This window comes from Massilia sp. CT11-108 (genome assembly GCF_047302915.1).
GTDB classification, from domain to species: Bacteria; Pseudomonadota; Gammaproteobacteria; order Burkholderiales; family Burkholderiaceae_D; genus Telluria; species Telluria orientalis.
Genome location: NZ_JBKYMO010000034.1, coordinates 1 through 23,063 on the forward strand (window position 1 = coordinate 1; position 23,063 = coordinate 23,063).

Consider the following 23,063-nt stretch of genomic DNA (forward strand, 5'->3'; position numbering starts at 1 on the left):
AACCCTACCCCCCCCAACCCCACCACCCCGCCGGCCCTCCCCGGGGCGGTGTTTTGCCCATTCTTTTTCTCACCCCCCGGCGGGCGGGGGGGCCGGCCCCCCCCCCCCCCCCAAGACCGTGCATTGCTCCCTCCTGGCTCTCGGGAGTTTGATCGCTCTGCTCACGCGGAGCGATTTTTTTCAATGTGCGAACGACGCATCAGTGTTTTTGATAGAGGGAATCATGCAACACATGTCCGTATTCAAGCGGCGGTTTGCCACGTTCTGGCAAATCGCCTTCGTTCTTGTCCTGTCGCTGGGGACGCCGTGGGCCTGCGCGGCGCCGAGTCTCGGTCTCGGCGTCCAGCTCGTTTCTGCAACCCCGAGCGCAAACAGTATCCCGCTCGTGAGTGACGGCAATGCCGCCCCGCTGTACGTGGACAAGGCGGACCACTGGGGCGTCATGCGTGCGGCAACCGACCTGCAAGGCGACATCGACAAGGTCACGGGCGCGAAGCCGGCGCTGTCGACCGCGACCGCCAATACACGCACCGCCGTCATCATCGGGACGCTGGGCCACAGCACGCTCGTCGATGCATTGGTCAGTGCCGGCAAACTCGACGTGAAAGCGATACGCGGCAAATGGGAATCCTTCGTGATTGCCAACGTCGCCAATCCGATGCCCGGCGTCGAGCGTGCGCTCGTCATTGCCGGCAGCGACAAACGGGGCACGATCTACGGCATTTACGAGATCTCGGAACAAATCGGTGTGTCACCGTGGTACTGGTGGGCCGACGTCCCCGTGAAGAAGGCCAGCGCGCTGTTCGTACGTGCGGGCGCCTGGGTCCAGGGTCCGCCGGCCGTGAAATACCGCGGCATCTTCATCAATGACGAGGAGCCGGCGCTGGGCAAGTGGTCGCGCGAAAAATTCGGCGGCGGGAATTCGAAGATGTACACGCACATGTTCGAGCTGCTGCTGCGCCTGCGCGCCAATTACCTGTGGCCCGCGATGTGGACGAATGCCTTCAACGAGGACGATCCGGACAATCCCCGGCTTGCCGACGCCTACGGCATTGTGATGGGCACGAGCCACCACGAACCGATGGTGCGCTCCCACCACGAATGGCTCGCGCACCGCCGCGACTATGGCAATGGCGAATGGAACTATGCGACGAACGAAGACGGCCTCAAACGCTTCTTCCGCGACGGCATCCGGCGCAACAAGGCCTACGAAAGCATCGTGACCATGGGCATGCGCGGCGATGGCGATACGGCGATGCCGGATGCGGGCGGTCTCGAGGCCAACAAGAAGCTCATCGAGAAAATCATCCACGACCAGCAGCAGATCCTCACCGAAGAGATGGGCGTCGACCAGCGGCAAGTGCCGCAGCTGTGGGCGTTGTTCACCGAGGTCCAGAAGTATTACGACGCGGGGCTCAAGGTCCCCGACAACGTCACCCTCCTGTTCACGGACGACAACGTCGGCAACCTGCGCCGCCTGCCGACGCCGGCGGAGTGCAAGCGCAGCGGCGGTTCGGGCATCTACTTCCACATGGACATGAATGGCGGCCCGTTCTCGTACAAGTGGCTCAACAGCAATCCGCTGCCCAAGATCTGGGAGCAAATGAATCTCGCCCACGAATACGGTGCGAACCAGATCTGGATCGCCAATGTCGGCGACCTCAAGCCGCTGGAAGTGCCGATCGAGTTCTTCCTCCGCCTTGCATGGAGCCCCAAAGGCATGGGCAAGGACGACATCGCCGGGTGGACGCAACGCTGGGCCGAACGCGAATTCGGCGCGCAGCACGCCGCGGAAATCGCCGACCTCGTCGCGAAGTACGCGAAATACAATGCCTGGCGCAAGCCGGAACTGGTGCGGCCCGATACGTTCAGCCTGGTCAATTACCGCGAGGCCGAACGGGTTTCCGAAGCCTGGAACGCGCTGGCGAAACGCGCCACGCTGCTGAAAACCTCGATTCCCGCGGACCAGCAGGACGCGTATTACGAACTGGTGCTGCACCCTATCCTCGCGCTCTCGAATTTCATCGATCTCGAGATCGCGGCAGGCCGCAACCATCTGTACGCCAAACAAGGACGCTACGCCGCGAACGCGCAGGCCGAGCGCGTCCGCGCCCTGTTCAAGCGCGACCAGGACCTGTCCGATTTTTATAACACGCAGGTGGCGGGCGGCAAATGGAATCACATGATGGACCAGACCCACATCGGCTACCGCGACTGGCGTTCTCCACCCGAAAACGTCATGCCGGCGACCTCCTCCGTCCCTGCCGGCGCCGCGGGCGAATTCGGCGTCGCCATCGACGGTTCGGACCAGGCCTGGCCGGGCGGCGAAAACACGCCAACCCTTCCGTATTTCGATTCCATCAACAAGCAGCGCTCGTACATCGACGTGTTCTCGAAAGACGGGCGCCCGCCCCGCTTCACCGCCCTCGCCGACAAACCATGGGTCAAGCTGTCGCAGGCGCCCGCGCCCGACGGGAGCAACGACCAGCGCATCTGGGTCGATATCGACTGGAGCCGCGTTCCGGTCGGGTCGGCACAACTGGGGCAAATCACGGTCAGCGAAGGCAACCAGCGCGTCGTCGTGCGGTCTTACGCGACCATCGCCGTCGGCGACGAGACCAAGGCCGCGGCCGGCGCGTTCGGCGGCCAGACGGGCCCCATCGCGTTCGACGCCCAGGATGCCGTGCGCAACATCCCCGGCAAATATGCCCGCTGGGAATGGTTGCCCGACTATGGACGGGGCCCGGGCGCGATGACTGTGTTCCCGGTCACGGCGCGTAGCGCACCGTTTGCCGACTCGCCGCGTCTCGAATACCCGGTCTATTTTGCGTCGGCAGGCACCTGGCAGGTCGATCTGGTGACGGCGCCCACGCTGGACAATTATCCGGGACGCGAGCTGGCCGTCGCCGTCGCCCTCGACGACGCCACGCCGCAGGTCGTTCGGGTATTTCCGCCGGCAACGCGAGCCGACCAGACGTTCCTTGGAAAATATCACTTCAAGAATACGTCCGAGAATGCACGTACCATGCGCTTCACGGTGAAGGTGCACGGTCCCGGCAAGTACGACCTGAAGATCATCATGGTCGACCCGACGATCGTCGTGCAGAAAATCGTCCTGTCCGATAGTCCGCTGCCCGACAGTTATTTCGGGCCGCCGTCGACCCCGCGCAATCCGCCTGCCCACTGAGCGATTCATCACCCACCGATGAGGACCTGACATGAACCTGCGTTGCATTGCCGTCGCCGTTGCCGTTTGCTGGGGGGCTTGCCTCCCGGCGTTCGCCGAGAATCCGATTATCCAGACCAATTTCACGGCGGACCCTGCACCGCTGGTGCACGGGGACACGGTGTATCTCTACACCTCGCACGACGAAGACGATGCGCAAGGGTTCAAGATGCGCGACTGGAAGCTGTACACGTCGAAAGACATGGTCAACTGGACCGATCGCGGGACGGTCGCCGATCTCTCGATCTTCGCCTGGGCCAACCAGGACAACGATGCCTGGGCGCCGCAAGTCGTCGAACGCAACGGCAAGTTCTACCTGTACGCGCCGGTCACGGTCAGCGGCTCGCCCCGGAACGTGATCGGCGTGGCCGTCGCCGACAGCCCGCTCGGTCCGTTCAAGGACCCGTTGGGGCGTCCGCTGATCGATCGCGGTGAAGGCTATTTCGATCCGACCGTCCTGATCGACGACGATGGGCAAGCCTACCTGTACTGGGGAAATCCGAACCTCTGGTACGTCAGGCTCGACAAGGACATGATCTCCTATTCGGGCAAGATCGAACGGATCGATGCGAAGCCCAAGAACTACCAGGAAGGCCCGTGGGTCTACAAACGGAACGGCAAGTACTACCTGGCCTATGCATCCACGTGCTGTTCGGAAGGCATCGGCTACGCGATGAGCGACACGCCGACCGGACCATGGGAATACAAGGGCCAGATCATGGACCCGACCACCGAATCGACGGGCAACCATCCCGGCATCGTCGATTTCAAGGGCAAGTCCTACGTCTTCGGCTTCAGCTACCGGCTGAATTTCGCGGACACGCCGTTGCACCGGGAGCGGCGCTCCGTCTCGGTCACCGATTTCAGCTATCGGCCGGACGGCACGATTCCGACGCAACCATTCTGGAACGCGACGGGCGTGAAACAGGTCCAGCCCCTGTCTCCGTATGAGCGGGTCGAAGCCGAGACCATCGCATGGGAATCCCGCGTGAAGCGGGACTGGGATCGTCCTTTCGACTGGGTGGCCGGGGTCAAGACCGCGAAGGATTCGCGTGGCGGGATGGTCGTGTATCCGGTCGGCCCGCGTGCTTACGTGAAAGTGGCCGGGGTCGATTTCGGCGCGCGCGGGCCGCGCACGTTCAAGGCGAGCGTGGCCAGCGCCCGCCCGGGTGGCCACATCGACGTCCGGGCCGGATCGCCGCAGGGCACGCTGGTCGCAAGCGTGGACGTGCCGGCCACCGGCGGCGCGGACGCATGGAAGGAACTGGCCGTACCGGCATCCGGCGTCACCGGCGTACAGGACCTGTACTTCGTCTTCAATGCCAACGGACGCCACATCGTCTTCAACGTCGATTACTGGCAATTCGACTAGATGCACAATGCCCGGGCAACATTGCATTGCCCGGGCACCTGCTACGCTTACTTGCCCGGATAATACGGGCTTTCCTGCGGACCGAGATAACTCTGCCGCATCCCGCCCGCGTCGAGTACCAGCCTTTCCAGCACAAGTCCCGGATCGAGCGCCCAGAACTTCACGGTATGCCGTCCGGGGGACGTGATGCGGTGCGTGGTCACGAAGTCCACGGCGTTGTTCGAGACCGCGCGGCTCCAGAACCCCTCGGACTGGTCGGCATGCACGTTGACCTCTTGCGGCGCTTCGTCATCGATCGATACCGCGTAACGGAAGCCACTTCCGGGCTGGAACTTCAGCGTCGGTCCGAGGACCGCATGCAGTTTCACGTCGCCGGCCGAGAACACGTTCACGGTGTAATCCAGATGCATGCCATCCTTGACGGCGAGTGCCGGTGCGGCGCCGGGCGTCGTGGTCATGCCGGACAGCGTGCGCCCATAGCCGGGAATCTTCAGCCACTGCCGTCCCGGCGGCGCGTAGGAGGCCGTATAGTGTTCGGCTTCGATGGCGACGACGCCCTGGCTCTCGACGTGGCCCTGCGCCGAGGCTGGCGTCAGGTCCGCGGGCTTGTGCACGGGCACCCTGACCAGGACTTCGGCGGTGTCGGGTCCCTTGATCGTCAACGTCGCCTGCGTGGTACCGGTGGGAACCGCATTCCAGTCGACGTCCACCATGATGCGCTGGTCCTTCGCGACCCGTCCGCCCGTGTGGCTGAGACGTAGCCACGGATGGCTCGCCGTGATCGTGTAGTCGAACGGCGCGCTACTGCGGTTGAACACCTCGACGTAGCGCGGCTGCTTCTCGAACACGCTGAGCGCCGGCAGCACCAGCGGCTTGGGCGGGAAGACGGGCCATGCCGTCGGCTCGCCCTGGATCGCCACGCCCATGTGGTCCGACCTGTGGATCCCGTTCGGTGCCGCCAGCTGGCCCGGCTCGGGCACGCGCAGTTCCGACACGGCCGGCATCACGTCGCGGTAGGGCTGGTCCCAGGTCGTGTAGCCGAAGTGGGTCTGCGACATCATGTGGTTCCACTTGCCGCCGCTAATGCCCTGCTGGTACTGCTTGACGAGATCGGCGTCGCGCTGGAACAGCCGGCGCACCCGCGCGGCCATGTCGTTGGTGGTCACCCTGCCCTGGCGCGCGTACAGGCGGTTCCTGCCGGCCGAGACGAGCATGTCGACGGCATTGGCGGAGGCGAGGACCGGATACTCGACGAGCTGGAAATAGGCGTCGCGCATGGTCTTCGGCAGCGACTGCCCGACGCGTTTCGCCTCGTCCGCCAGCTGGTTGTAGTCCGCCACGACGCGCTCCGCCTCGTCGTAGGCGGTCAGGCTGTACGTGTCGGGATCGATCTGCTCCGGATGGCGGCGCGCGTTGTAGCGCGTGTAGCGTTCGACGATGGACGCGATCTCGTTCGCGTGCGCCGCGCCGAATTCACGCGCAGCCCATTCGCGCAGGAATTCGGGCAATCGCTCGGCCGGCCATGCCTGCGGGTTCCAGCCGTAGGCGAGGAAAAACTCGGTCGGGATTTCCATCGGCTTCAGGTCGCCCACGTTGACGATCCACAGCCGGTTCGCGCCATACTCGTTGGCCAGGTTCATCTGCTCCCACACCTTCGGGATCTGCGTGACGTTCAGCCACTTGTAGGAGCGGGGCACGCCGACATAGTCGAAGTGATAGTAGATGCCGGCACCGCCGCTGCGCTTGCGCTCCTCGTTCGTCGGCAGGCGCCGGATATTGCCCCAGTTGTCGTCGCACCAGAGCAGCAGCATGTCGTCGGGAACGCGCATGCCCTTCTCGTAGTAGTCCTGCACTTCCTTGTACAGCGCCCACAGCTGCGGCACCTGTTCCGGCGGCTTGCCCAGTTCCTTGCGGATGATGGCGCGCTGGTCGCGGACGATGTTCTGCAGCAGTTCGACGTTGGCGTCCTGCGACATCGGCTCGTCGCCGTCGCCGCGCATGGCCATCGTGATCACCTTGTCGTAGTTGCCGGCATTGCGCAGGCCCTGCGCCCAGAATTCGCGCAGCACCTCGCCGTTGCGGTGATAGTCCCACGGACCCTTGCCGTAGCGGTGCCATTCCTTCTGCGCCCGCATCATGGGCTCGTGGTGCGACGTGCCCATGACGATACCCATCCGGTCGGCCAGTGGCCAGTTTTCCTTGTCGTCGTCGAAGAACGACGAATTCCACATGGCCGGCCACAGATAGTTGGCACGCATCCTCAGCATCAGTTCGAACAGCTTTTCGTAGAACTTGTGATTGAAGCCGCCGAACCGTTCCTTCGCCCAGTTCGACAGGGCGGGCGCCTCGTCGTTCAGGAAGATGCCGCGATACTGGACCGCCGGCTTTTCCGCGATGCGCGTTCCCGCCGGGACGGTGAGCGCCTTGTGATGGACCACCGGAACGTCCGCCCACCAATACCAGGGCGACACGCCGATCTGCTCGGAGACGGTATAGGTGCCGAATATCGTGCCGCGCTTGTCGCTGCCCACGACGACCAGCGCGCGCTGCACGCCGGGCATGGGGTTGTCGACGGCCTGGATGACGAAGCCTTCCCACTGCCCCGCGAGTTCGCGGACGTCGAGCTTGCCTTGCTGCGCCAGGCGGTCGATCAGCGGATTCTTGCCGAGCGTCCCGATGATGATCACGTCGCGCGCGGTGCCCGGATCGCCCTCGATCCACTGCGGCGTCTTGCCGGTGACGCTGCCGATGTCGCGCTGCAGGTCGCGCGCCGCGCGCACCACGCCGGGGAAATCGTCCTTGCCGACCAGGATGGGCGCCACGCGCCCGCTCCCGGCGAGCACGACGCCTGCGCCGGCCTTCTCGTCGAGATCGACGAAATGTTTGATACCGAGTGCCTGCGCCTGCGGCGGGGCCGTTCCCAGGACGGCCGCGATGGCGACGGCAAGCGCGCTCGCGACCCGCCTGTTCAACTTGTGCTTCATGTTTCCTGACTCCTTTGTTAACAAGAGGCGGGCACCACGAGGGAACGTGGTGCCCGCCCATGGACCGCTCACGCGATCCGGCCAGCCTTAGAACGACGTGCGCGCGGACAGCGTATAGCTGCGGCCGGGCTTGTACTGGTCATAGATGGCGTTCGGGAACTGGACATAACTCTGGCTGACAGCGTTATTCAGGTTCCAGGCACTCAACGTCACGTCCAGGTTGTTCTTCATGTCGAACAGTTGTTTCAGGTTGGCACCCAGCGACAGATCGATCGACTGGCGGCCGGACTGGTACGCATATGCCGTCGCGCCATCCGGTGGGCTGATACCCGTGTTCGTCTGCGTGACCATCGAGGATTGATATTGGCGCGAGACGCGGACGTTGAAGCCCCTGCCCTCGTAATAGAGGGTCAGGTTGTTCGTGCGCTCGGGGACGCCTGCCACGGGCGGTGCCCCGGCCGTGGAGTCCTTTTGGTGAACGAACGTCATATTGCCCGTGAAGCCGAAGCCCTTGATCGGCAGCATGTCGAGGGGCTGCTGCCAGGTCAGCTCCAGGCCCCGTACCTTCAGCTTGGTGGCAATGTTCACCGGCTCGGACACCGTGACGATATGGTTGTCCGGACCGCCGTCGTTGTCCACCACCGTCTGCTGCGTCGTCGTCAGGGCGACCGCGTAGCCGTACTTCTGCTGGTACTGCGACAGCGACATCACGTTGCTCATCGTAACCGGACGATCGATCAGGTCCTTGGCAAAGCCTGCCACCGCGACATAGGCTTCCTTCGTGTAGTACCACTCGAGACCGACGTCCAGGTTGTTTGACTTGAACGGCTTCAGGTTCGGATTCGTCACCGTGATCTTGGCCAGGCTGATGTCCGACGTATCGTAGCGGGTCTGCTTCAGCGAATTCGGATCGGGCCGGGTCATCGACCGCGACGCCGCGATGCGCAGGAGCAGGTCGTTGCGCAGGTTGTACACGAGGGCGCCGGCCGGCAGGACGTTGTTGTAGTACCTCGTCTCGTACTCGAACGCGATCTTGTTCGGATACAGGCCGCCGTTCGCCAGCGTCGCATTCCGTGGATCCGTCACGACGTTCGATGCGCCGATCGTCTGTCTCGTCCGCACATAGCGCACGCCGGCGTCGTAGCGCAGGGTATGGCCGAACAGATTCACGCGACCATCGAACTGCACATAGGCCGCCCCCACGGTCTCGCGGAGATAGCCCCCGACATTGCTGGCGGTGCTGCCGGCGGCTGCGCTGTTGACGACCTGGTTCGCCATGTTCTCGAAGTACTGGTAATTCGTGTCCCTGGCGAACTTCGCCCAGTCCAGCGTGACGAAGCCGTGGTTGGTCGCTCTCAGATAATTGGCCACGGCGGCATTCGGCACGACCGAACCCTGGTAAGCCAGCGGCTGCGCACCATTGGCCGACGACCCCGTGCCATAGCCGGGATAGGCCGTGGCCGCAACGGGGCCGGGTGCGACGCGTCCATCGCACGTGCCCTGCATCCCCGTATTCGGCGGCAGGAACGTGGCGTTCATGTTGTTCCCGCACGTGAGGTTCTGCCAGCCGTTCGCCGGCTGCTGGTCGTAGCTGAACGACCGGCGCGCAATGTCGTCGTAGCTGACGCCGGTCTTGACGGTAAAGTCGCTGTCGCCCCAGGCGACGTTGAACCTCGAACCGCGCGTGGTGTTATACCGCTGGTACAGGTTCAGGCGCAGGCCGGACGTGCTGTTGCCGGCCTGGTACCAGCCGAAACCGGCATTCGGGTCGTTGACGTCGATATTGCCCGTGTAGGTCGGCGGCTGGTCCGGCGTCGTGTTGTCGTAGCTGATGACCGATGGCGCGGACTGCGTCGCCACCAGCACGCCCGGCGTGATCCGGTAGAAGGAACTGCGCGTGTAGTTGATGTTGCCGTCGATCGTCAGCTTGTCGGTGGGACGCCATTCGAAACCCGGGTTGGCGCTCTGGAAGTGCGTGTTTTCCTTGATGGGGTGGTATTCCAGGCCCCAGAACGTGTTGGCGAAGATGCCCTTCGTGATCGTGCAGCCGGTGGTGCAATCGCTCCGGTCGAACTCCAGCCCGATCGGAATCGGCGTCGAAGCGCGCGTACCGACGTTCATCTCCTGCTGGACGACGTTGCTGCCCTTCTGGGCAAACATGGTGTCCAGGTAGAGCATCAGGTCCTGGTTCGGCTGCCACTGCGCGCTGATCACCTCGCCCTTGCGATGGCGATCGCCGGAGTTCAGCATATGGCGCCCCAAGCGTCCCATCAGGCCGTTGTCGATCTGCTGGATCGTCGCACCGGGGTTCAGGGCGAGCAACATGGCCCGGTCGATCGGCTTGCCGGGCACGAGTACGGCGCGGGCATAATCGGGCAGCAAATTCAGCGGCAGGCCGGCGGGCACGGTGGCCGGCGTCGATTGCGAGCCGCCGCTGGTGGGATTCGCCTTTTCGCCAGGGCCGACCTGGCTGGACGTCAGCTGGAAATTGCGCATGTCGACCGACTGGAACGCGTCCGTCGAAAACTTGGTATTACCGAAGGCGAATCCGCCCAGCAGGCCGACCTTGCCGAAGCGCGTGTTCCAGGTATTGCTGATCACGCCGGAACCCGTGTTGCCGGGCTTTTTGTCACGGTCGCGATAATTGCCGCTGAGTGTGAATGCCGACCGGAAGCCGCTCTTGTCGAACGGCCGCACGCTGCGCATGTCGACGACGCCGGCAATGCCGCCCTCGATCATGCTCGCCGTGGAACTCTTGTACACCGTGGCGCGGCGGAACAGTTCGGACGGCAGGAAATCCATGTCGACTTCACGATTGGCGCTCGGCGTGTTCCCGTAACCGCCACCGGAGGCCGACGCCATCGGTGCTCCGTTGAGGATCACCCGGGTGAACGACGCCCCCATGCCGCGGATCGAGATGTTCGTTCCCTCGCCGTCGAGGGTACTGCGGGTGACCGTCACGCCCGGGACGCGCGCGAGCGCGTCGGCAATGTTCGGGTCGGGGAATTTACCCAGGTCTTCCGAAAACACCGAGTCGCTCAATCCGATATTGTCGCGCTTTTCCAGCGCCGACATCGCGAGCGACGAGCGAATGCCCTTCACCTCGACCTTGTTCGCGACGGGCACGACATCGCCCTGTACCGGCGCCGTCTGCGCATAAGCGCTCGAAATCAAACCAGCCAGGACCGTCATGGCAAACAGGTCGCGGCCTCCGGAAAGACAGCGCCGCGTATTAAATTTCGAATAATTATTCATTGGTTTTTCAAGTCTCCGCTATTTCCTTTCCATGTTTAAAGCGCGCAAACATGGAAGACTATTTATTAGCATTTCTGCTCTGCTAATTTACGTTAGCCAATATATAAGAACCAATCTTTTGTTTATATTGACCAATACAACTTCCGCATCCACAGGAAGTTTTTGAAATAGGAAATCGTGTGATCTCGAAGGATCGCGGAGAAGCCAACCGAATGAATATTCAAACAGTGGGAAGTCACGCCGGTATCTCGGGAAGCGACGATCCGGCGTGCGTATTGCTAGACCAGCTTGTAATACTGTTCCCACTCCTTGCGTGGCGGCATGCCGGCCAGCAGGGCGTTTGCCAGCTTGTGGTTGGTGATCTGTTTCGTCGCAGGATCGAACGCGAGCCTGGCGTTGACCCGCTGGGCGATCACGCCGAGCCCCATCGTCTGGCACAGGGGTCCCGCGACGGCAAAGCGCGAGCGGCAGGTTTCCTCGCCCATGCAGGCCTTGAGGAAGTTGGCGAAGTGGTTCGACGGACTCCTCGGCACGGCGGGCAGCGCGATATCCCGCGCGGCGTCGCCGAGGATCTGGAGCTCCGAGCCATGCGAACCGCCCTTGAAGGTCAGGCCGTCGCCGTAGATGACCTTCCCGGGCGGAAGCACGGCGCCGGTGGCGCTGCCTTTCGAAGGCGGCGGCACGCTCGGATCCACGATTGCGGTGCCGAAGTTCTTCGGCAGCGGCGGCAGATTGTTCACGCCGTCGTACCAGGTCAGTTCCAGCGGCGGCAGCGCGCCGCGTTGCGGGAACCGGAATGCCAGCGTCGACGCCTGCGGGAAGATGAAGGGGCTGTGCCCTTCCAGCCGCACGGCCTCGACTTCGGTCGGCAGGCCAAGCTGCAGGAACTCGTGGGCGGTATCGAAGATATGCGCGCCCCAGTCGCCCAATGCACCGTTGCCGTAGTCGAACCAGGAGCGCCAGTCGCCGTTGACGTATCCGCGATTGAAATCATGGTAAGGGCCGGTCGCGGTCCAGGCGTCCCAGTCCAGCGTTTCCGGTACCGGTTGCCGCGGCAGATATCCGGACACCGCCATGCCATGCCAGCGGCGCGGATTGTTCATGAACGCCGTGATCGTGCGCACGTTCTTGATGATGCCGGCGTCGACCCACGATTTGAATTGAAAGTAATTCGCCTCCGAATGGCCCTGGTTGCCCATCTGGGCAGCCACCTTGTACTTGCGCTCGGCGGCCATCATCATCTCGATTTCGCGGAAGCTTTGCCCCATCGGTTTCTCGCAATAGACATGTTTTCCCTGCGACATGGCGAGCATCGCGATCGGGAAATGCGAGAAATCGGGCGTGCCGACGCTGACCGCGTCGAATTCCTTGCCCATCTTGTCGAACATGCGGCGAAAATCCTGAAAGCGCGGCACGTTGGGGAACATGTTGAGGATCTCGACGGTATGCGGCGCGCCCATGTCGACGTCGCACAAGGCCACGACGTTCGCGAGCCCGGTCGCGTGCAGCGCCTTGATGACCTGGGCTGCGCGATTGCCGATGCCGACGCAGGCCAGGTTGACTTTGCCATTGGATGCCTTCGCCTGCGCCAGCATCGGCGTGGCCATCGCGGCCAGGGCGCCCTTGACGATCGTACGGCGACGGGTAGAGAAAAGCGGCTGCGGCATGGTGTCTCCTTGTAGTAGTCGGGTTGTCGTTATTGATAGCTGCCGGGCCAGGCGATCTCGCGGCCCTCGTCCATTGCCGCCTGCCCCATCAGCGCGGCGATCCCGGAACGGTAGGCGTGTTCGATCATGTGGGGCATCCGCTGGCCCAGGCGGATCGCGTTGGCGAAGGCGGCCATCGACAGGTCGGTGCCGTCGCCGCCGCCCAGTTCGTGCCGCAGTTGTTGTCCGACCTCGCCGGACTTCGCTTCCGGCTTCCAGCTCGGCGCACCGATAGCGACCGTTTCGGCCCTGCCCTGCCCGATTTGCTTGACGAGTGCCGCGACGGCGGGCGCCGGGGGCGGCTCCTCCGTGTAAAACCTGCCGCTCTCGCCTTCGATCGTTCCCTTGGGTCCCATGATCTGGATTTCCAGCCCGTGGTGACGGTTGCTGGTGAGCGAGTCGTAGACCAGGGTCACACCGTCGCGATAGCGGAACAGCACATTGACGTTGTCGTACACGTCGCGCCCGTCCTTCCAGTGATTGACGCTGCCGTAGCCGACGCAGGACAGCGGCGCGGCGTCGAGATACCAGTTGGCGACCTGCAGGTGATGCGACGCCAGCTCCGTCAGCAGGCCGCCCGAGGTGGCGCGGTACAGCCGCCAGTTCAGCTTGCGCTCCAGGCGCGGGTCCGGCACCGGACGGCGCCAGTCGTTGTTGCGGTGCCAGCTGGCGCGGATCTGCGTGATCGGGCCGATGTGCCCGGAGCGCACCAGTTCGTGCGCATGCAGGAAGGTGGCGCTGAACAGGCGCTGGTGACCGACCTGGAACACCCGCGGGCTGGCGCTCGCCGCCCGCGCGATCGCCTTGCATTCGTCGACCGTGAGCGCCAGGCTCTTTTCGCAAAACACGTGCTTGTCGGCCGCGAACGCGGCCAGGCAGACCGGCGCGTGCTGGTGCAGCGGCGTGGCAACCACCACGCCGTCGATCCCCGGCATCGCCAGCAGCTTGCGGTAATCGGTGAACGCCTTCGGCCTGCCGCCCGCTGCCGCCATGGCGTCGGCCAGGTGCGGCGGATAGTCGTCGCACAATGCCGCGACTTCGACGCCCGGAGTCCGCAGCAGGTACTGCAGCAGCAGGCTGCCACGCGACCCGGTGCCGATCACGCCGATGCGCACCCGGTCCGAGGGCGCGTCGCCTGCCGGCTGGGCGCGGAGCGGCGCCATCCACGGCAGCCCGCTCAGCAACGAGGAGCCTGCCACCACGCCCGCCACGCGCGCCAGGAAGCGCCGCCGTTCCTGCGCCTCATGGCGAATGTCGTCCAAAGATTTACTGCGCATATCGCCATTCCTTTTCTACGCGCCAGGCCCCGCCCTCCAGGCCATAGTCGAACGCCACGGCCTGCGCGCCCCGATAGCGCCGCAACACCTCCGCACGCCGCGCCGCCGGCAGCACGAACAGGGCAGTCGACAACGCCTCGGCATCCGCGGCGCCGGCACAGGCGACGGACACGGTCCTGCAACCGGTCACCGCCTGGCCGTTCGCCGGATCGATGATGTGGGTCTCGCCGGGACGATTGCCCGACGTGGACATCGCGCCGTCGCGCAAGTCGAAGCGGTGCAACGACGTCCCGGGCGCGAACATGTGCTCGACGCCGACCGGCCAGCAGGCGCCGGCGGGATGGCTGCCGATCACGGCCACCGAACTCTCCCCGAAACTGAGGAAGGCCTGTGCGACGTGCCGATCGAGCAGGAGCTGCCTGATGAGGTCGAGTGCGATTCCCTTGCCGATACCGCCCAGGTCGAGTTGCACCCCCGGCTCGGTGAAGCGCACGGTCTGCCCACCGGGATCGAGGTCCAGCAGGTGCATGCCATGGCCGGGACGGCCTGCGCCCTGGGCGATGTCGAATGCGCCCCCGGTCAGGCGGTGATGCCGCATGCAGGCGTCCAGGACCGTCCACAGGGCGTCGCTCACCCGGACGGCCCCTCGGCCGGCGCTCCGGTTGAGCACCGCCAGGTCGCCATCGGCCACGAAGCGGCTCATGATCGACTCCTGTTCGCGCAGCAGTCCCCGCACCTCGTCCGCAAGCCGCTCGCCAGCCTGGTCTGCCGTTGAGGGCAAGACCAGGCTCAGCCGCGTGTTCATCGACGCGAAGGTCCGGTGAAACATCGGGTCGCTTATTTCCCGTGGAGGTCGCGGATCAGGATATTGCGGAAAGCAACCTCGTCACCGTGATCCTGCAGGAGGATGTGCCCGTCGGCCCATTCGCCGAACCCGGGGATGTCGCGAAACTTGCTGGCCGCGACGGCTTCCCGAAAGGCGGCCGAGCCGCGCTCGAATTCCACGGTCTTCCTGCCGTTCAGCCAGAAAGTCACGGTCTTCCCTCGCGACAGGATCCGCACGTGATTCCATTGGCCGACCGGCGCGGGGATCTTGTCCTTTGCGGCTGGAATGAGGTCGTAGAGCGAACCGATGGTCCGGTTGCCGTTGCGTCCCAGTTTGGCATCGGGATGGCGCTTGTCGTCCAGCAACTGGAACTCGAGGCCGATCGCCGAACCCACCGCGGCCGGCTTGCCCGTCACTTTGTCGATCGGTGCCAGATTCGGCTGGGTAAAGACCTTGACCCCGCTGTTCGCGCCGGATGTGAGCCGCGCATCCAGCGTCAGCTCGAAATCGGCATAGCGCTTGCGGGTGATGATGTCGCCACCGCCGCGCGATTCCTCGCCACCTTTCCCTGCCATCGTGAGCAGGCCGTCGCAGGTCCGCCATCCATGTTCCGGGAACCGGTCCGATTTCACGCTGCGCCAGGCGTCGGTCGAGGTGCCGTCCCACAAAACGGTCCAGCCTTCGGCTTTTTGCTGAGGTGTCAGCGCCAGGGCCGTCCTGGTGACAGCGCATTGACCGGATTGCGCCTGAGCGAAAGGCGGGGCGGAAAACATCGCGGCGACGAGGATCGCCGGTAACATGCGGTAGCGAGGCATTACGGTCTCCATGTGTACGAAACGCTAATCAGCAGGGCCGCGAGCACAACATGTGGAAACCCGCAATCGATTCCCTACCCGGATAACAGAATAAATAAAAAGACGTTATCCACGGGCGCATTTGTCAATACAAAGGATTCGATTCAATCGCGAGTTAATGCAACACGATGCTGACCGGCACTCATTCATTCACTCTATTTCAATAAGATAGTTAGAACCAATGTTTTGTGTATATCGATTGGTTCAAAAAAGGTATCGGCGAGGACCTTTTAATGACAAATGAGTCGAATTCGGCCGCCGCCCGGACGGCCCGCACACGTAGATATGCGCGCCTCGAGGCGCAGCGCGGCGTCCAGATCGAGCTGTTGGCTGGGCTCGCCGGCGGCGACATGAAACCGCACCCGGCTACGCGACCATCAGCCAGGCCTCGCTGGCGTGCAGCCTGGTATCGCCCTGCTGGACAGGGCGGTGCGCATGCGCGTTCACGTCGGGCGTCAACCGGAACCTGACGACGACGGCCGCGAGCCGCTGGGCCTGTTCGTGACAATTATCACTCTGACATGCACTTGCTCAACTTGATACAAGAAGAAGTATGCGCAGGATCAGGTTGTGCGGCCGGAATGCTCCGGCCGAACCGCGTGCTCGGAAAGGAGCGGTTCAGACGGGTGTTTCTGCCCGGGCGTTGTCGGCGGGCTGTTCCTGCTGCGGCTGCTGGGCGGCTAGCATCCGGAATGACTTCGGCGTACAGCCGAATTCTTCCTTGAACAGCTTGTTGAAATATGGAACATTCGAGTAGCCAACCAAATACGCGATTTCCGACACGGCGGCGCTGCTTTTCTGAGTCAGCAGCCTGGATGCCTCAGTCAGCCGCAGTTTATTCACGTAAGCGGTGAAGGTCATGCCAAGTTCGGATTTCAGCACTTCATTGATTTTGTAGCGGTTCGCGCCGGTCCCTGCCGCCACGGCTTCGAGATCCAGTTTGGGGTCGGTATAAGTGCTGGCAATATACCGCAAGACCGATGCTTTTTCCTTGTCCTTGTACGGTTCCAGGGTTAGCTGGCGATAGGCGACCAAGGGCAAATTGGTCTTCATTTTTGTATCCACGCTGGCCAACAGCGCGCGCGAATGAGCCAGGAAAAACCACACACCAAATGCCACCCAGCCACCCAGGACAATGACCGCCAGCGCGGCCAGGTAGCGGTAATCCCGGCCATGCAATGTCAGTTCGCTGATCTCAATATACCCGTCGACATTACGTGGAGTGGCCATGCTGGTGCCAAACAGGATTTTCGCGACCTTGTCCAGTTTATAGCCCTGACGCGCCAGGTCCAGCTTCATCGCGGGAAACCACCATTCGGGAATCAGCAGCCGGGCCAGGTCGAGCGTCACCGGCATGCCCTGCTCATTACACGAAAAATACGTTCTAGGTGGGCGGTAAGTCTCGAACTGGCCTGGCTTCGAGATTTTTTCATCGAAGGCGGACATCTCGAACGTCACCGACGTGGCCGGCGCACATTTGGCAACGAAGGTAATGGTACGGAACCTCGACCAATCCTGGAGAATCGGCCGCCCTTTGTCGTCCTTGAAGGTCAGGTCGGCGGCGACAAAAGGATACGCGGCCGCATCCTTGAGCTTGAAGTCGAACCGCAGCCGGTCGCGCGACATGTCGTGCAAGCGCACTGACGACGCTCCGCCAGTTGCCACATCGGAATACGTTCCGTAATGCCAGCGGGAGCTGCCATTTTGCGCCGGCAACAGCGTTTGTGTCGGATAGGTCCGATAAACAAAAACCACCGCCACCAGCGCGTCCACGAGAAGCAGGACAATCAGCGCCAGCAGCGCCTTCTTATAGAACTCTTGCATATAGGTAGGGGCCTGAACTGTCTCGGCGCCGCAGGTGTCGACGGCTACGATCCCGGAATCATAACAGGCGGTATATGGACAGTCCCAGTTATTTTTGCAGCGGACCGTGCTCACGCCGACAGGCCGCAAGTCTTCCTGTCGCCCCAGTGGCCGGCGTTGGCGATGCCGACCCGGTCGCCTGCGCGGGCTGGTGGTCAGGGCGGCGGCGACGACGGAATAGCGTTGGTCTTTTCGATAGCAACATCTTCATCGATATGCTCAACGACGGCCCTGAAGCAACGGCCGAGCCAGGCGGCTACACGCATCCCGCCACCGGCGTCATCACTGATTAGGGGCAATAGCCTCCTGGTCGGCCCCAAGGTCTATCTGCATGTTCAGGGCGCAGACGGCACGAATGTGACGATAACGCGTCCGTAACGCGTCAGCGCCGGACTGCCCTTATCGATCACCTTGACGATGAAGTGGGCGGTCTCCGTCTTGCTGACCACGGGCGCCTGCCCCCAAACGGTATGATGGTTTTCCGCATACCCCAGCTTGATCTCCTGCCTGTAGCTGCCAGCTTCGGGATACTGAAACCACAGGTAGCTCAAGCTATCTCCATCGGGGTCGGAACTGCCGGCCGCGCTCAGCATGAAACCCTCGCCGGATTTGACGGTCAGCCGATCGCCCGGCGCAAGCTTTACGACTGGCGGATGATTCGCCCCCTTGTACGGCTTGGTGGTCCACTCCATTCGAGCTGCGAAATCGTTCTGGAAGTCTTTGCGCCAGCGCCAGATGGTGGTCCTGTACCCGGTGGAGACCTTGTCGTGGGCGCGCACGGCGCGGCCAAAATCGCTGTGGACCATCGGCCTGTAACTATCCACTGCGTTGGTCCAGATGGCATGAGGCTCTTGTAATACAGGTACGTTGCCGGTAAAGCCTTCCGGATTGGTATCTTTCAACGCAGGCGTATAGAACTCGTAGCGCCCACCCCAGCCGCCCCAGTCCGGATGCTCGGGTGCGTTCAGGCCGTTCGGTATCAAGGACAGGAAGGATGGCGTATCGCCCTCGACGCCAAAAGAAACATCCGGATACACCGCACCCAGCGGCCCATGCCCCTGTTGAATATGCGCGGCGATCCAGTCGTTGCTCACTTCCGTGCTGTCGAAGCCAGGCTCGGTCGCGTGCATCCCAGTCCAGGTGCCATTGCCATACCCGCCGGGGCTGACGATATAAAACAGATCGGGAAACTGGGTGCGTATCCAGAAACCGGAATCGTCCTGATCAGAGATCGTGTAGACGCGCAACTTCTTCACCAGGTGACCGACCTCCTCCGGTGTCCTGTCGTGGCTGATCCGATACAACGCTTGAGCAAGGGTATTGGCACCGCCCCAGACCGCAACCCAGAGGGGGCGCGTATCATTTTTCTCCAAGGCCTTGATGATGGCGTCCGACCCCGGCGAGTCCTTGCCGTCGCCGACACCTAGCATGCCGTAGACTTGCGAGCCGGAGCGCACCACGGCTTTGAGTGCCTGCGCTTTCGGAAACCCCGGTTCGTGCTTCAACAAGTTGGGTTGGACCCGGCCATAGGCGTCGACGATCGCATGGATGGATTCCGGGGCAATGCGCGACTTCTGATGCGTAGAGGTCGTGGCGACGATACCTTCGATATCGATCTGGTTCGCGTATAGAAGCAAGCGTACGAGCGACTGGCTGTCATCGGGATCGGCCTCGATATCGGTGAGGACAATCAGGCGTTGTCTGGGTTCGGCAGCGCCAAGGGCCGGCACGCAAACCAATACGGCCGTCAGCATCGCTGTAATTGAAAGTAATCGCATCATCTCTGTATTGCTCTGTATTGAATCGGGGCCTGTCTCGCCGGCCGGGCTGTGTGCAAGACCGGAACCGAACCCGGCCAAACGAAACGGCCCGGCGAAGAACGCGCCGAGCCGGACCGCATCCGCTAGAAGCCACTCACGTCATGCGGATGTGCGTGTGGCAGCTTACCGGATTGCGCCCTTCACCAGCGCATCGAGGAGGTCCGGGTCGAGGACTGCGTTATTGCTGCCCCGATCGATCAGGCCGCCCACATCCCAATAGAACGGTAACAAGCCATGGGCCACTGCCGACCTGGTGACGTAGTTGATATAGTAGACGCGCGACTTCTTATGCAGGGCCAGTGCATCGCCCGTCAGATTATTGCGCAGCATTGCGGCGTACTCGCCGAGCACGACCGGAATGCCCTTGTCGACAAACTGCTGCCTGATCTTCGAGAACTGCTGATCGACATAAGCCTCTTCCATCTGGTCGGCATTGTGGGCGGTGTCCGTGGTCGAATGATTGTCCTTGCCCCAGTAATAGAATGCATGGCCCCACCATTCATCTTTTTCCATTAAAGTAAATTGCCACGGGTAGAAGTGCACCTCATACATCAGCTTATTGCTGACAGTGTCGGTCGGCATGGCGGTCCACATCGTCGCTGATTTATCGATGTCCACGGCCGGTCCCTGCACCGCCAGGACACGGTAGGCATTCTTGCCGCCCGTCGCGCGCACCGCATCGATGAAGGTCTGGTGGTAGGACATGAGCACCGGCATCTGGTTGGCCGTATCGACAGCCGGCTCGTTGGCGCCGGCAAATATCAAATGCTCGTCGAAGTCGCGCATTTGCGTGGCAATCTGGGTCCAGAACGCCTTTTGTTTCTCGTTGACGGCCACTTGCTTGTCGGGCTGAACGTTTCTTTCGAGCCAACCGCCATCCCAATGGATGTTCATGAGCACATACATCTGGTTGTCGACGCAATATTTGACGACTTGCTTGACGCGGTCCATCCAGGCCTGGTCGATCTTGCCAGTCTGTTGGTTGGCGTACTGGTCCCAGGCAACCGGGAGCCGGATGGCGTTGAATCCGTCCGCCTTGGCCGCCTTGATCAGCGCCTCGGTGATCAGGGGATTGCCCCAGGCGGTTTCTCCGCCGATCGCCTCCATCGTGTTGCCAATATTTAGCCCCAAACGAATCTTGCTGGCAAGCTGGACAGCGGTGCTGCCCATGCCGGCAGCATCGGGCGCGATCGGATTCTGGTTGTAGTCGGGAAAGAGACCCGCGGCCGGCGTGGTTGGCGCCGGTGTCGTCGGGACTGGCGTCGGCTGGGCTGGCGTGGTGGGCGCTGGCGTCGTTGCGGCTGGCGTCGTTGGCGCCGGCGCCGCAGGCTTCGTGCTGGCCGCGCCGCCGCCACAGCCAACGTTTAATGACAGAATTCCAACTAATATAAGTACACGGCTGAGCTTCAAATTAACCTCGAAATATTCATGCTGACAAATTACCCGTTGGCCTCGAATATTTTTTCGGCCAAGCGCCAACATACCGAGATCCGCGCCACGGCCGTTATCGCTTCCCCAGAAATTGCTAGCAATATGCGAAAAATTGCACAACTTGGGGATTTACAGCTACGGCTTGGGCGAGCGGATCGTCAGGCTGCGTAAGTGCGATAACAGGACGCTGTCAATGTCGCGTGTCGGCGCAAGCCGCGGCTGCATCCGTTCCGTCACAGGCCGCCGCCGCCGCCGCCGGGCGGATGCAAGGAAGTGCAGTATCAATGCGATTTTCCGCACCCTGTAAATGTCTTCACCGCTAGCGTAATTTCGGTCCTTACTCTTCCCGAACCCCTGGGATAGACTTCGCCGGTTTGCTGGACCGGCGCGCCAGCTATGGCGCCGGTGGACGCATGCGTCATGGCGGCCTTCTTCACCACTGATGCATCGACGCGCCAAAAAACATACGACTTTCATGGATACGACTGAATGAACATCATCAAACATAGCCTCGCCGTTCTCGGCCTGATCGCGGCACCGGCTTTTGCCGCCAGCCAAGTCAGCATCAGCATCGACGCCAGTCGACCCGGCCCTGTCATCAACAAGAACGTCTACGGCCAGTTCGCCGAACAGCTCGGCACTGGCGTCTACGGAGGCATGTGGGTCGGCACGAAGTCGAGCATCCCCAACACCCGTGGCTGGCGCAATGACGTCGTCGGCGCGCTCAAGGCCTTGCATGTGCCGCTGGTGCGCTGGCCGGGCGGCTGCTTCGCCGACAGCTACCATTGGCGCGATGGCATCGGTCCGCAGGACAAGCGCCCGAGCAACATCAACGGGGGCCGCGTAGAGGAGATCAACGCCGTCGGCACCCATGAATTCTTCGACTTGATCGACATGCTGGGCGCCGACGCCTACGTCAACGGCAACGTCGGTACCGGCAGCGTGCAGGAGATGGCCGATTGGGTCGAGTACATGACGTCGGACGGCGGTTCGCCCCTGGCCAGGCTGCGCGCCCGGAACGGGCACGCAAAGCCGTTCAAAGTCGCCTACTTCGGTATCGGCAATGAGTTATGGGGCTGCGGCGGCAACTTGAAGCCGGACTACTACGCGAACCTGTACAGTAATTACGAGAATTTCCTGAGGGCGCCCGGAAATTCGAGGCCGAAGATGATTGCCAGCGGCGGCAGTGGTTTCGACACCGCCTGGACCGACGTCCTGAGCAAGGAACTGAAGGGCCGAACGGTGGGCATCAGCGTCCACCAGTACACCATCCCGGGCGGCAGCTGGGCGGTCAAGGGCAAGGACCTTGGCTTCAAGGAAGACGAGTGGATCTCGACCCTTGCCAATACCTTGAAAATGGATCAGCTTATCAAGGATCACGTGGCCGTACTGGACAAGCACGATCCCGAGAAGAAGATCGGGCTGATGATCGACGAGTGGGGCACCTGGTATGACGAAGCGGGTGCCAGAAGCGCCTTATTCCAGCAGAATTCCCTGCGCGACGCGCTCGTGGCGGCACTCAACTTCCACATCTTCCATGATCACGCGGAGCGGGTCCCCATGACCACGATCGCCCAAATGGTCAATGTCCTGCAGGCAATGATCCTGACTGACAAGGAAAAGATGGTCCTGACCCCGACCTACTACACGTTCCAGATGTATGTGCCGTTCCAGGATGCCAGGTCGCTGCCGCTGGCAATCAAGGACAACACGAGCTATACCCTGGGCGCAACGACCATTCCGGGGGTGAGCGCATCGGCGTCACTTGCCAAGGACGGCAAGGTGTATCTGGCACTGGTCAACACCGATCCGCACAAGGCGGTCGACGTCGCCGTCGACGTCGCCGGCGCGAAGGTAAATGCTGCGGCCGGCAAGGTACTGACCTCGGCCGCGATGGATGCGCACAACACGTTCCAGAATCCGCAGGTCATCAAGCCGGCAGCGTTCAGCGCGCGTGCCGCGGGCGGCAAACTATCGATCAAGGTGCCTGCAAAGGCCGTGATGGTGGTCGCTCTGGAGGAGTAAACGCCGCGCGCGCAAGGGCATGGTGATCACCTTCGGCATGTCCGATGGTACCGACGCGGCCCATCCTGAACAGCAGCGGCGGCAGCTCGCCGCTCCGGCAACGGACGCCGCAAGGGCGTCAAACCTCAATCAATCGACCTTGTATTCGGAAACGTATGCGTTCAACACCGGAATCCAGTTTGCCCCCGCCCGCAACTGAAGGGCAGCCGTCATTGCGGCCCGAGAAACGGCGCTACGCGTTGGGTATCGTGCTGCTCATCCATCTTGCCTTGCTGATCGCCATGCTGCTGTCGCCCGCGCGCCGTCCCGCGCCTTCACCGCCGCGCGCCCTGGAAACGGCCCTGATCGAAGAGAAAGTACCGGAAGAAAAAATTCCCGAACCTGCGCGCGCCGACATCGCCCCACCCACCCTCGCGCCACCGCC

The 23,063-nt window shown here is 62.5% G+C and carries 14 protein-coding genes; 5 read left to right on the forward strand and 9 right to left on the reverse strand.

Features of this window, described 5'->3' with window-relative positions; all coding sequences use genetic code 11:
- Positions 1-223: 223 nt before the first annotated feature.
- Complete coding sequence (locus ACEN88_RS05580) at positions 224-3,187, forward strand: glycosyl hydrolase 115 family protein (protein WP_413337790.1); 2,964 nt, start codon at positions 224-226, stop codon at positions 3,185-3,187.
- A gap of 31 nt (positions 3,188-3,218) precedes the next feature.
- Positions 3,219-4,598, forward strand: a complete 1,380-nt coding sequence (locus tag ACEN88_RS05585; RefSeq protein WP_413337791.1) for a glycoside hydrolase family 43 protein — start codon at positions 3,219-3,221, stop codon at positions 4,596-4,598.
- Between the two features lie 47 nt (positions 4,599-4,645).
- Here ACEN88_RS05585 and ACEN88_RS05590 read toward each other — a convergent pair whose 3' ends face one another.
- From ACEN88_RS05590 to ACEN88_RS05630, 9 genes are all read right to left on the reverse strand, one after another.
- Positions 4,646-7,582: a glycosyl hydrolase 115 family protein gene (locus tag ACEN88_RS05590; protein WP_413337792.1), complete on the reverse strand. Its 2,937-nt coding sequence runs from the start codon at positions 7,580-7,582 to the stop codon at positions 4,646-4,648.
- 87 nt (positions 7,583-7,669) lie between these two features.
- On the reverse strand, positions 7,670-10,774 hold the full coding sequence (locus tag ACEN88_RS05595; protein WP_413337793.1) for a TonB-dependent receptor: 3,105 nt from the start codon (positions 10,772-10,774) through the stop codon (positions 7,670-7,672).
- 341 nt (positions 10,775-11,115) lie between these two features.
- A complete protein-coding gene (locus ACEN88_RS05600; RefSeq protein ID WP_413337794.1) occupies positions 11,116-12,504 on the reverse strand; it encodes a Gfo/Idh/MocA family oxidoreductase in 1,389 nt (462 codons plus the stop codon).
- A gap of 29 nt (positions 12,505-12,533) precedes the next feature.
- Positions 12,534-13,820 carry a Gfo/Idh/MocA family protein gene (locus tag ACEN88_RS05605; RefSeq protein ID WP_413337795.1) on the reverse strand — a complete coding sequence of 429 codons (1,287 nt, stop codon included), beginning with the start codon at positions 13,818-13,820 and terminating at the stop codon, positions 12,534-12,536.
- On the reverse strand, positions 13,810-14,625 hold the full coding sequence (locus ACEN88_RS05610) for an FAD:protein FMN transferase (protein ID WP_413337796.1): 816 nt from the start codon (positions 14,623-14,625) through the stop codon (positions 13,810-13,812). Before ACEN88_RS05610 ends, ACEN88_RS05605 begins: the two co-directional genes overlap by 11 nt.
- A 32-nt stretch (positions 14,626-14,657) precedes the next feature.
- Entirely contained in the window at positions 14,658-15,461 is an 804-nt protein-coding gene (locus ACEN88_RS05615) for a DUF1080 domain-containing protein (protein ID WP_413337797.1), read from the reverse strand.
- A gap of 657 nt (positions 15,462-16,118) precedes the next feature.
- Positions 16,119-17,324 (reverse strand): helix-turn-helix transcriptional regulator, encoded by a 1,206-nt coding sequence (locus tag ACEN88_RS05620; RefSeq protein ID WP_413337798.1) that lies wholly within the window; start codon positions 17,322-17,324, stop codon positions 16,119-16,121.
- A gap of 374 nt (positions 17,325-17,698) precedes the next feature.
- Positions 17,699-19,144 (reverse strand): nucleoside hydrolase-like domain-containing protein, encoded by a 1,446-nt coding sequence (locus ACEN88_RS05625; protein WP_413337799.1) that lies wholly within the window; start codon positions 19,142-19,144, stop codon positions 17,699-17,701.
- Between the two features lie 162 nt (positions 19,145-19,306).
- Positions 19,307-20,665 carry a glycoside hydrolase family 5 protein gene (locus tag ACEN88_RS05630; RefSeq protein ID WP_413337800.1) on the reverse strand — a complete coding sequence of 453 codons (1,359 nt, stop codon included), beginning with the start codon at positions 20,663-20,665 and terminating at the stop codon, positions 19,307-19,309.
- A 438-nt stretch (positions 20,666-21,103) separates the two neighbouring features.
- On the opposite strand from ACEN88_RS05630, the gene ACEN88_RS05635 reads away from it, so the two are divergent.
- The 3 genes from ACEN88_RS05635 to ACEN88_RS05645 form a co-directional block, all read left to right on the forward strand.
- Positions 21,104-22,639: an alpha-N-arabinofuranosidase gene (locus tag ACEN88_RS05635; protein WP_413337801.1), complete on the forward strand. Its 1,536-nt coding sequence runs from the start codon at positions 21,104-21,106 to the stop codon at positions 22,637-22,639.
- Between the two features lie 19 nt (positions 22,640-22,658).
- Positions 22,659-22,838: a hypothetical protein gene (locus tag ACEN88_RS05640; RefSeq protein WP_413337802.1), complete on the forward strand. Its 180-nt coding sequence runs from the start codon at positions 22,659-22,661 to the stop codon at positions 22,836-22,838.
- Between the two features lie 40 nt (positions 22,839-22,878).
- On the forward strand, positions 22,879-23,063 hold a 185-nt coding region (locus tag ACEN88_RS05645; RefSeq protein ID WP_413337803.1), incomplete at its 3' end, for a hypothetical protein.